10 protein-coding genes are annotated in these 11,515 nt (G+C 59.7%); 8 read left to right on the forward strand and 2 right to left on the reverse strand.

Features of this window, described 5'->3' with window-relative positions:
* Positions 1-4: 4 nt before the first annotated feature.
* From DWY95_RS06715 to nrdR, 7 genes are all read left to right on the forward strand, one after another.
* Positions 5-688, forward strand: coding sequence for a metallophosphoesterase (locus DWY95_RS06715; protein ID WP_118552876.1), 684 nt, complete (start codon positions 5-7; stop codon positions 686-688).
* 215 nt (positions 689-903) lie between these two features.
* Entirely contained in the window at positions 904-2,220 is a 1,317-nt protein-coding gene (tig, locus tag DWY95_RS06720; RefSeq protein WP_118552877.1) for a trigger factor, read from the forward strand.
* A gap of 150 nt (positions 2,221-2,370) precedes the next feature.
* Positions 2,371-2,970, forward strand: coding sequence for an ATP-dependent Clp protease proteolytic subunit (locus tag DWY95_RS06725; RefSeq protein WP_097792311.1), 600 nt, complete (start codon positions 2,371-2,373; stop codon positions 2,968-2,970).
* A gap of 76 nt (positions 2,971-3,046) precedes the next feature.
* Complete coding sequence (gene clpX, locus DWY95_RS06730) at positions 3,047-4,372, forward strand: ATP-dependent Clp protease ATP-binding subunit ClpX (protein ID WP_118552878.1); 1,326 nt, start codon at positions 3,047-3,049, stop codon at positions 4,370-4,372.
* 218 nt (positions 4,373-4,590) lie between these two features.
* Positions 4,591-5,874 (forward strand): aminotransferase, encoded by a 1,284-nt coding sequence (locus tag DWY95_RS06735; protein ID WP_118552879.1) that lies wholly within the window; start codon positions 4,591-4,593, stop codon positions 5,872-5,874.
* Between the two features lie 87 nt (positions 5,875-5,961).
* Positions 5,962-8,298, forward strand: coding sequence for a protein translocase subunit SecF (secF, locus tag DWY95_RS06740; protein WP_118552880.1), 2,337 nt, complete (start codon positions 5,962-5,964; stop codon positions 8,296-8,298).
* 44 nt (positions 8,299-8,342) lie between these two features.
* Positions 8,343-8,804, forward strand: a complete 462-nt coding sequence (nrdR, locus tag DWY95_RS06745; RefSeq protein ID WP_097792307.1) for a transcriptional regulator NrdR — start codon at positions 8,343-8,345, stop codon at positions 8,802-8,804.
* 117 nt (positions 8,805-8,921) lie between these two features.
* Here nrdR and DWY95_RS06750 read toward each other — a convergent pair whose 3' ends face one another.
* Entirely contained in the window at positions 8,922-9,290 is a 369-nt protein-coding gene (locus DWY95_RS06750; RefSeq protein WP_097792306.1) for a DUF4363 family protein, read from the reverse strand.
* Entirely contained in the window at positions 9,287-9,994 is a 708-nt protein-coding gene (locus tag DWY95_RS06755; protein WP_118552881.1) for a DUF421 domain-containing protein, read from the reverse strand. Before DWY95_RS06755 ends, DWY95_RS06750 begins: the two co-directional genes overlap by 4 nt.
* A gap of 69 nt (positions 9,995-10,063) precedes the next feature.
* On the opposite strand from DWY95_RS06755, the gene DWY95_RS06760 reads away from it, so the two are divergent.
* Complete coding sequence (locus DWY95_RS06760; RefSeq protein ID WP_118552882.1) at positions 10,064-11,515, forward strand: spore germination protein; 1,452 nt, start codon at positions 10,064-10,066, stop codon at positions 11,513-11,515.

Raw genomic sequence — 11,515 nt, forward strand, 5'->3', positions numbered from 1 at the left:
CAGAATGGCACTTTATGTGCTTGGCGATACCCATCTTTCCCTCGGCGCATCCAAGCCCATGGATATTTTTCCGGGGTGGGACAATTACGTAGAGCGGCTGGAGCGCAGCTGGCGCAAACTCATCACCCCGCAGGACACCATTGTGCTGGCGGGGGATATCAGCTGGGCCATGCGCCTGACCGATACCCGCAGGGATTTCGCGTTTTTGCAGCAGCTTCCGGGCCAGAAGCTCATCATGAAGGGCAACCACGATTACTGGTGGAGCACGGCCAACAAAATGAACGCCTACCTGAAAGCGGAGGGCTTCGATACCCTCCACATCCTGCACAACAACTCCTACACGGTGGAGGGCTACGCCCTGTGCGGCACACGGGGCTGGCTGTTTGATGTGGGGGAGCCGCATGACGAAAAGGTCATGAACCGCGAGATCGGGCGGCTGAAAATGAGCCTGGACGCTGCGGAACCGGGGCTGGAAAAGCTCGTGTTCCTGCATTATCCGCCGGTCTACACCGGCACCAGCGCCCCGGAGATCGTGGCGACGCTGAAGGACTATGGCATCCGGCGCTGCTTCTATGGCCATCTGCACGGAAATGCCATCCGCTATGCCGTGCAGGGCGATATGGACGGCATCCGCTACAAGCTCGTCAGTGCCGACGGCCTGCGTTTCTGCCCGTACCGCATCAATTAAAGGCGGACAGAGTGAGCAAAAAGAACAAAAAGTCAAAATTTGGTCTGGCAATTGTGTCTGGAACGTGCTATAATAAGTTTTGACGCGATTGTTGCACCCAATTGAGCGCGCGCGTCCCCGCATTTCGCAAACAGCAAGGACGCGGTGCGCGGTTGCAGGGGAGGGGGAACACCCCGCTCCCAACGCAATAGAATTTTTGAGTGGAGGATACACAAATGAATTTCATCAAGTGCGAAAAGCTCGAAAAGAGCATGGCAGAGCTGCAGTTCTCCATCGACGCTGAGGCCTTCAAGGCCGCAGTTGCCGATGTCTTCAAGAAGGAGGGCAAGAAGTACGCAGTTCCCGGCTTCCGCAAGGGCAAGGCTCCCCGCGCTCTGATCGAGAAGATGTACGGCGCTGATGTCTTTACCTACGATGCCATCAACGAGCTGTTCCCCGACGCATACGAGGCAGCCGTCAAGGAAGCTGGCATCGAGCCCGTTGGCCGCCCGGAGGTCAGCGTGGATTCCGCAAACGAGACCGAGGGCGTGACCCTGACTGTCAAGGTCGCCGTCAAGCCCGAAGTCAAGGTCGGCAACTACAACGGTCTGACCGTTGAGAAGACGGTCCATACTGTTACCGACGAGACCGTCGATGCCGAGCTGAAGCGTGTGCAGGAGCGCAACGCCCGTGAGCTGACCCGTGAGGGCGCTGCTGAGAACGGCGACATCGTTGATATCGACTTCGAGGGCTTCGTCGATGGCGTTGCATTCGAGGGCGGCAAGGCAGAGCACTACAGCCTGACCCTGGGCAGCGGCTCCTTCATCCCCGGCTTCGAGGATCAGATCGTCGGCCACTCTGCTGGCGAAGAGTTCGATGTCAACGTTACCTTCCCCACCGAGTATCAGGCTGCTGAGCTGGCTGGCAAGGAAGCTGTCTTCAAGATCAAGCTGCACGAGGTCAAGTACAAGGAGCTGCCCGCTCTGGACGACGAGCTGGCAAAGGATTGCTCCGAGTATGACACGCTGGAGGCATTCAAGGAGTCCATCCGCAAGAACAACCAGGAGCAGCTGGACAAGCAGGATGACCTGGCTGTCGAGAATGCTCTGGTCGATCAGGTCATCGAGAGCATGGAGGCTGAGATCCCCCAGGCCATGTATGACACCCGTATGGACGAGATGGTCAACGACTTTGCCTTCCGTGTGGAGCAGCAGGGTCTGCGCCTGGAAGACTACCTGAAGTATATGGGCCAGACCGTGGAGCAGTTCCGCGCTTCCTTCATGCCCCAGGCTGAGAAGCAGGTCAAGATCCGTCTGGCTCTGGAGGCTGTTGCTGCCGCTGAGAACATCGAGGCTTCTGAGGAAGAGGTCTCTGCTGAGATCAAGCGCATCGCAGACCAGTACAAGATGGAAGAGGACAAGGTCCGTGAGCTGGTCAACGTCGATGACCTGAAGAAGGATCTGGCCATCAACAAGGCCATCGACTTCATCAAGAGCCATGCCAACGTCGTGGAAAAGGCTGCGGAAGCCGAGAAGACCGAGGACGCTGAGTAAGTTCAGCCTCCAAGGCCGCCATCGCAAAAACGGTGATTCGCCGCTTTTGTGAGCAAAGGTTGTTAAAATTGACCGATACGGCCCTGTTTCTTTTGCCGTATCGGTCAATTTTGCAAATACCAAACATTTTCAATCCAGGAGGCGAACTTTATGAGTTTTGTTCCTTATGTTGTGGAACAGTCGGCACACGGCGAGCGTTCCTACGATATCTTCTCCCGTCTGCTGAATGACCGCATCATCGTGCTGAGCGAGGATGTCAACGATACCACGGCCAGCCTTGTTGTGGCACAGCTGCTGTATCTGGAAGGGCAGGACCCGGATAAGGATATCAGCCTGTATATCAACAGCCCCGGCGGCTCCATCAGTGCGGGCATGGCCATCCACGATACCATGCGGTATATCAAGTGCGATGTCTCCACGATCTGCATGGGCATGGCAGCCTCCATGGGCGCGTTCCTGCTGGCCAGCGGCACCAAGGGCAAGCGCTTTGCGCTGCCCAATGCCGAGATCATGATCCACCAGCCCCTCATCGCAGGCGGTCAGGGCGGCGGCCTTTCCGGCCAGACCACGGATATCAAGATCCATGCCGAGCACATGGTCTATATCCGCGATAAGATGAACCGGATGCTGAGCGAGTACACCGGCCAGCCGCTGGAAAAGCTCCAGCTGGATACCGAGCGCGACAACTATATGTCTGCGCAGCAAGCAAAGGAATACGGCCTGATCGATGAGGTCATCACCCACCGCTGAGGGATCGCTGAAACCAATCGGCGCAGCAGGGGAGCACCCCGCTGCGTCTGACGACCCAGAATAAGGAAAAACGGCTATGGCAAACAACAATTCCGGCAGAGACAAAAACGAAAAAGATCTGGTTTGCAGCTTCTGCGGTAAGCATCAGGACGAAGTGGAGCGGATGATCATCGGCCCCGGCGTCAACATCTGCAGCGAGTGCATCGGCCTGTGTTACGACCTGCTCGCGGACAAGCCGGAGCATCCGGGCTCGAACCGCCCCAGCCGCGGCAATGCAAGCCGCGCCCGTGTGCAGGCTGCGGACGACCTCTCGGTCAACATCCTGACCCCGGAGGAGATCAAAAACGGCCTGGACCAGTATGTCATCGGGCAGGACGAGGCCAAGCGTGTGCTGGCGGTCTCTGTCTACAACCACTACAAGCGCATCCTGAGCGGCAAAGGCTCGGACGTGGAGCTGCAAAAGTCCAACGTCCTGCTCCTTGGCCCCTCCGGTGTCGGCAAGACCCTGCTGGCCCAGACGCTGGCCAAGATGCTGGGGGTGCCCTTCGCCATCGCGGATGCCACCACCCTCACCGAGGCAGGCTATGTCGGCGAGGACGTCGAGAACATCCTGCTCAAGCTCATCCAGGCGGCCGATTTTGATGTGCAGAAGGCACAGATCGGCATCATCTACATTGATGAGATCGACAAGATCACCCGCAAGAGCGAGAACCCCTCCATCACCCGCGATGTGGGCGGCGAGGGTGTGCAGCAGGCCCTGCTGAAGATCCTGGAAGGCACGGTCAGCAATGTCCCGCCCCAAGGCGGACGCAAGCACCCCCAGCAGGAGTTCATCCAGATCGACACCACCAACATCCTCTTCATCTGCGGCGGTGCCTTTGACGGCCTGGACAAGTACATCCAGCGCCGCACCGATAAGTCCGCACTGGGCTTCGGCAGCTCCCTGAAGGACAACTCCGACGATGCCCAGAAGGCGCTGCTGCGCAAGGTGGAGCCGCACGATCTGGTCAAGTTCGGCCTCATCCCGGAGCTGATCGGCCGTCTGCCGGTCATCACCGTGCTGGATGACCTGGACGAGAACGCTCTGGTCCGTGTGCTCAAGGAGCCCCGCAACAGCCTGGTCAAGCAGTACAAAGAGCTGCTCAACATGGACAGCGTGGAGCTGGAGATCACCGACGAGGCCCTCCATGCGATCGCCCGCAAGACCATCGAGCGCAAGACCGGTGCGCGCGGCCTGCGCAGCGTGATGGAAAGCATCCTGATGCCCATCATGTACAAGGTGCCCAGCGATGCCACCATCATCCGCGTGACCATCGATGCGGACACCGTCGAGGGCGGCGAACCGAAGCTGGAATACGGCGCGGTCCGCAAGCGCTATAAGAATCAGACGTCCCTGAGCTGATCTGCCCACCCGGCAGGCTGCTCCGGGCCGCTGCCCCGCTGAAAGCTATGACTTTTGGCGGGGCTTTTTTTGAGATATGCTTGTTTTAAGAGCAGATATGAGCTATAATATTAAAGTCTGGACGGCTGGGCTGCGGCTCTCTCTGGCAGGAAGCTTCTTTTCAAAGCCCGGCGCGGACACTGTGGGAACAGGAAGTACGATAAAGGAGTGTGTTTTCAATGGCGAATTATTTTGAGATGAACCGCGACGAACTCGTAGCCGAAAAGGCAAAACTGGAAGAGCAGTACAAAAAATTTCAGGCAATGGGCCTGAAGCTGAATATGGCCCGCGGCAAGCCCGGCCCTCACCAGATGGATCTGGCCATGGGCCTGCTGCAGATGACCGATTATACCACTGATGCCGGCACCGACGCCCGCAACTACGGCGACCTGGAGGGTCTGCATGAGGCCCGCGTCCTGTTTGCGGATGTCTTCGGTGTCAAGCCCGCAGAGGTCTTCGTGGGCGGCAACTCCAGCCTGCAGCTGATGTACAACCTCATCAACATCGGCTATGTGTTCGGCTTCCCGGAGTCTCCCTGCCCTTGGTCTCAGGTGGAGAAGCGCAAGTTCCTCTGCCCGGTGCCCGGCTATGACCGCCACTTTGCCATTACCGAGGAGTTCGGCTTTGAGCTCATCAGTGTGCCCATGACCCCGAACGGCCCCGATATGGATGTGGTCGAGAAGCTGGTGGCCGAGGATGACACCATCAAGGGCATCTGGTGTGTGCCGCAGTATTCCAACCCCGACGGCTACACCTACAGTGACGAAACGATCGAGCGTTTTGCTAAGATGAAGACGGCCGCTCCCGATTTCAAGATCTTCTGGGATGAGGCCTACATCGTCCACCACCTGACCGATGAGATCATCGAGACCCCCGTTCTGCTGAACGAGTGCAAGAAGTACGGCACACAGGACCGCGTCTTCATGTTCACCTCCACCAGCAAGATCACCTTCCCCGGTGCAGGCGTCTCCGCGATCGCCTGCAGCGAGAACTCCATGAAGTACATCTGCAAGCGCTTCTCGGTCATGATCATCAGCTACGATAAGATGAACCAGCTGCGCCACGTTCGTTTCCTGAAGAACAAGGAAGGCGTCCTGGCCCACATGGCCAAGCACCGCCGCCGCCTGATCCCCTGCTTCGATGCAGTGAAGACGGCCTTCTCCGAGGAACTGACCCCCTGCGGCGACATTGCCCACTGGACCAACCCCAAGGGCGGTTACTTCATCAGCCTGTACGTGATGCCCGGCTGTGCCAAGCGTGTGGCAACCCTGTGCAAGGAGTGCGGCCTGACCCTGACGGGTGCCGGTTCCGCTTACCCCTACCACAAAGACCCGGAAGATTCCCATCTGCGCATTGCGCCCACCTATCCCAGCCTGGACGAGGTGGAGACCGCTTCGGACCTGCTGTGCGTCTGCGTAAAGCTGGCCACGGTGGAAAAGCTGCTTGCGGATCAGAAAGCGTAAGCGTCCCCGTTGTTGAAGATCTCCCCGCGCGGCGGAACTCTGCCGCACGGCGGAGGTTTATTATATTTTGGAGGTTTCCCGATTTTTATGAAGACGAAAGGCAAAGCATGGCAGCTTGTTGTCACAGTGCTTCTGATCGCGGCGTTTGTCTACACGGCATTCTTCGGCGTTGCGGTCAAATATGGCGATGTGACCCGGACCTATATCAAGGGCGCGCAGGATATACGCTTCGGCGTGGATATCAAGGGCGGCGTCAACGTGACGTTTGCACCCTCGGACGGCTACGATGCCACCGATGAGCAGCTGGACGCCGCGCAGCTCGTCATTGAGAACCGTCTGGTCGGTTTGAACGTGACCGACTACGAGCTGTATGTGGACTATGATTCCGACCGTCTGATCCTCGAATTTCCGTGGCAGTCCGGCGAGACGGATTTCGACCCCGAAGCTGCCATCGAAGAGATCGGCACCACCGCCTACCTGACCTTCCGGGAGGGGAGCAGCGCGGACGGTGAGCTGATCCTGGACGGCTCCATGGTCGAGAGCGCAGCAGCGCAGTACGGCCCGGTGAGCGGCAGCTCTTCGGAGTATTATGTGGCCCTCAAGTTCACCGATGCGGGTGCCAAAGCCTTTGGCGATGCCACCACCCGGCTCTACCAGAGCAGCGGCACCATCAGCATCTGGCTGGATGACGAGAATGTCAGCACGGCCACGGTCCATGCGGCCATTACCGACGGTGCTGCCATCATCACAAGCTCGGCATCCAACCCCTTCACGCAGGACGATGTCGTCAAGATGGCCCGCCAGATCAACTCCGGCTCGCTGCCTTTTGCGCTGACCGTGGACAGCTACTCCACCATCAGCCCCAGCCTGGGCGAGAACAGCCTGAGCGCTATGGTGCTGGCCGGTCTCATCGCTTTTGCCCTCATCGTGGTCCTGATGACAGCGCTGTACCGTCTGCCCGGTTTCCTGGCCTGCATCGCACTGGCCGGTCAGGTGGCGGCTACGCTGGCCTTCGTCTCCGGTTATTTCCCGGTGTTTGAGAGCTTCACCCTGACGCTGCCCGGCATTGCCGGTATCATCCTGGCCATCGGCATGGGTGTGGACGCCAACGTCATCACCGCCGAGCGCATCAAGGAAGAGCTGCGCAGCGGCAAGTCTCTGGATGGTGCCCTCAAGAGCGGCTTTGCCCGCGGCCTGACGCCCATCATCGACGGCAACGTGACCATCGTCATCGTGGCGGTCGTGCTGATGGGTGCCTTCGGCCCCTCGGACGGCTTCTTTGCAAAGATGCTCCACTTCGTCTTCTTTGCCTTTGGCCCGTCCACTGCGGGCACCATCTATGCCTTCGGCTACACGCTGCTCACCGGTGTGCTGCTCAACTTCGTGTTCGGCGTCTTCGCTACCCGCGTGATGATCCGCGGGGCAGCGGCCATCAAGGCCCTGCGCGACCCCTGGCTCTACGGTGCAGACCGCCCCGGCAAGGAGCCTGCGGAGAAGAAGCCCATCGACTTTGTGGGCCTGCGCAAGCGCTTCCTGACCATTTCCTCCTGCTTGATGGCAGTCATCCTGCTCTGCGCGGTGGTGTTTGGCGTCCGGCTGGATACCGAGTTCACCGGCGGTGCGATGATCACCCTGAGCTATGAGGGCGAGTTCACCACGGCCGATGTGCAGAAGACTGCTTCTGCCGCACTGGGCAGCAAGGACCTGACCCTCCAGACCGGCGAGAACGTCGCCACCGGGGAGCAGACCCTGAAGATCTCCATGCCCGGCAACGAGACCGTGACCACCGATCAGGTGGAGAACCTGCTGGATTCCCTGAACGAGACCTACCCGGACAACGGCTTCGTTCAGTTGTCGCTGAGCAACGTCAGTGCAGCCATGGGTACTAAGTTCCTGCAGAAGAGTCTGGTCGCCGTTCTCTTTGCGCTGGTGCTCATCCTGCTGTATATCGGCTTCCGTTTCCAGAAGATCGGCGGCCTGACCGGCGGCATGATGGCCGTTCTGGCCCTGCTGAACGACCTGATGGTCGTGTTTGGCACTTTCGTGTTGCTGCGCACCCCGCTGGACGGCAACTTTATCGCTGCCATGCTGACCATTCTGGGCTACTCCATCAACGATACTGTCGTCGTGTACGACCGCATCCGCGAGAACCGCACCCTGATGGAGAAGAAGATCTCCTTCGAAGAATTGGTCAACCACTCGGTCAATCAGTCGGCCCGCCGCACCATCATCACCACCGTCACCACCGTGATGGCGCTGGGCGTGATGTGCATCATCTCCAAACTCTACGGCCTGGACAGCATCTTCACCTTTGCGTTCCCGCTGATGATGGGCATGATCAGTGGTGTTTACACCTCGCTGTGTGTGTCCACTTCCGCGTGGGTGCTGTGGAGCGAGCGCAAGACCGGCAAAAAGAAAGCGTGAGCTTCGCCCAAACGTGAACATGACCAAATCAGGAGGAACAAACCATGAAATGTCCCTATTGCGGAGATGAAGAATCCAAGGTCATCGATTCCCGCCCGACCGAAGATGGCGAGCGCATCCGCCGCCGCCGGGAGTGCCTGCGCTGCCACATGCGGTTCACGACCTATGAGGTGGTGGAGACGGTCCCGCTGATCGTCATCAAAAAGGATAATTCCCGCGAACCCTTTGACCGGCAGAAGGTGCTCAACGCCATGCTGCGCGCCTGCGCTAAGCGCCCGGTCAGCTACGAGTCGCTGGAACGCGCCGTCAGCAGCATTGAGCAGACGCTGATGAGCTCCTACGACCGGGAAGTGACCAGCGTCCGCATCGGCGAGCTGACCATGCAGGAGCTGAAAAAGATCGACGAAGTGGCCTATGTCCGCTTTGCGTCGGTCTACCAGCAATTTGCCGACGTCGAGAGCTTTTTCACGGAGCTGCAAAAGCTGATGGGCGACCGGAAAAAATAAGAGGATCCTTCAAAAAAGCGCACAGCCTCCGCCTGGATCGGGGCGGCAGGGCTGTGCGCTTTTTTCGTTGCAGCAGATCGTTCGCATAATTTCGATTATGCGAAATGCTGAATTGCCTCAGAGGATGCGCCGGGCGAGCCAGGCCAGAGTTTCGACCTGGACCTGAGCGCGGCGCAGCTCCCCGAACGCTTCTTCGGGGGCGTTCCATTCCAGATGGCCGTCGGCGGCGCGGAGGGCCGCTTCCAGTTCGGTGAAGTCTTCCGTTTTGAGCAGGTGGTTCATTCCTTCGCGCATCCGGTCGCAGAGGTCGGCTCCTTCGGCAAGGGCCTGACGGGCCCCGGTCAGGTCATCCTCGCGGATAGCTTCCATCGCATGGTCGATGTCGCCGGAGATGTCTTCGGCGAACATCTGCACCCGGAAGCTGCTGTAGAAGGCCACCGCGAGCAGGGTGGCCACGATGCCGAGGCAGGCGTAGATGCGCTTCATGAGTCCTCCTTTCTGAGCGGGCGGGCCGTGCGGCGAGGCTCTTTCTTCAGCAGAAAGTAATCTTCGGTGTCGTTGCCGATCAGAAGCAGGATCTCCTCCACCAGCAGGGTATTGGCCTGTGCAGTCCGTTCCAGCCAGGCGTGGTCCTTGCCGCACCAGTGGAGGTTGTCGTCCAGCACCTGCCCATCCAGCACAAAGGGGATGGTCGCCTGACCGTGCTGGACCTTGAGTGCCAGGTCGGAGAGGGTGGCAGGCTCTTTTTCGGGGCGCAGCGCCACCGAAAGGCTGCCGTTCGTCTCCACAACGGCGTAGGAGACATCCCGTGGGTCAAAGACGTCCTTGCCGCGCAGGGCCTCCATCAGGTCAGCCGTCGTCAGCCGCAGGGTGCGCAGGGCATTCTGATCGATCTGCCCATCCAGAATGACCGTCTTGGGCCGGCCGGACATCAGGTTGAAAAATTTCTGGCTCTGGAAGCTGAGAATGGACCCCAGAAGCTCCAGCGCTGCAATGAGGAAGAGCGGGATGAGGCTGGCGGTCACGGGGACTTCCTCCGATTCGATGGAGATGGACGCCAGATTGGAGATGAGGATGGTCGAGACCAGCTCTTCCGGCTGCAGCTCACCCAGCTGGCGCTTGCCCATCAGCCGCATGGCAAACAGGACGCAGAGATAGATCAAAACGGTGCGAACGATCAAAAGCTTCAAGGCGGAACACCTCCTGCGGGAATAACCGGCGCGGCGGCGGGTATCCTACTGCAAAAGGGGGATGGGGCCATGCAGCTTTCCGAACATCTGGAAACGAACCTCGCGGCGCTCAACGCTAGGTTGGGCAGCTCCGCCGATTTTTATGCGAAGCGCATCGAGCTTTACCACATTCGGGGTGCGATTCTGCTCTTTGACGGGATGGCCAGCCTCGAATCCCTGTGGGCACTTCTGCTGGACGCCGCCAGCCGCCAGACGCCGCCACTGCGGCTGGGCGCGCTGCCGAGTGGGGAACAGGTCTATGAGCTGCTCAGCCGTCACTCGGCATTGCCCGCCGAGAGCAGCCCTGTGGAGAACTGGGAGAATCTGATGCAGCGCCTGACCGCCGGAATGGCGGTCTTACTGCTGGACGGCAGTGCGAAAGGGCTGGCATTTTCGGTGCAGAGCCTGAAATTCCGCTCGGTGGGGGAGCCCTCCGGTGAAGGAGATCTGCGCGGCTCCCGCGAGGGATTTTCCGACCTGCTGCGGATCAATCTGAGCCTGCTGCGGCGGCTCATCCGAACCGAAGCGCTGGCGATGGAAGTGCAGCAGGCAGACTGCGCGATGAAAACGGAATATGCCGTCTGCTACTGCAAAGATAAGGCCTCGCCCGCCGCCGTGGAGCAGGTAAAAGAGACGCTGCGCCGCGCAAAGCCGCAGCTACTGTTGGATTCGAGCTACTTTCTGCCCTGGCTGTTTCCCTGCCGGGTGCGCACAGCGTCCCCGGTGAGCTACACCGAACGCCCCGCCGTGGCCTCCGCGAAGCTCTGTGAGGGGAAGATCGTCGTTCTCGTCAACGGGAGCCCCTCCGCAATGGTCCTGCCGACCCTCTTCGGCGAAAACTTCGAGTGTCTGGACGACTACGCCCAGCCTGCGTTTTTTGCGTCCTTCCTGCGCCTTCTGAAATATGGTTCCTTCTACCTGAGCATCTTTCTGCCGGGGGTGTTCGTGTGCCTGGCGGTCTACCTGCCGGAACTGCTCCCGCCACAGCTGCTCTTCAAGATCGAAGCTGCTGAGCGGGCCACTCCATTCCCGCTGTTTGGGGAGATGGTGCTGGTCATCCTGCTGCTGGAGATCATCCGGGAGGCAGGGCTTCGGATGCCGCAGACGCTGGGGCACTCGGTCAGTCTGGTTGCGGCGCTCATCATCGGGGACGCAGCCATCGCCACCGGTCTGCTGAGCACACCCGTCATTCTCGTTGCAGCGGTTGCATCCATTGCCGTCTTCGTGGTGCCGTCCCTCTACGAAATGGCCACGGCCTTCCGCTTTCTGGTCCTGCTGGCGGCGGGAGTGGCAGGCCCTGTGGGGCTTGTGTGCGCGGCGTTGGTCGTTCTGCTCTCTCTGGCGCAGGTGTCAGCGCTGGGGGTACCCTATTGTGCGCCGGTGCGTTTCCCGCAAACCGCACTTTCTCCGGACGGTGTAACCCGCCGGACCTACCGCACCCTGTCCGCACATCCATTTTCCATCTGGCAGAAACGGAGGTGA

It is taken from the genome of Faecalibacterium sp. AF28-13AC (genome assembly GCF_003478405.1).
GTDB classification, from domain to species: domain Bacteria; phylum Bacillota; class Clostridia; order Oscillospirales; family Ruminococcaceae; genus Faecalibacterium; species Faecalibacterium prausnitzii_E.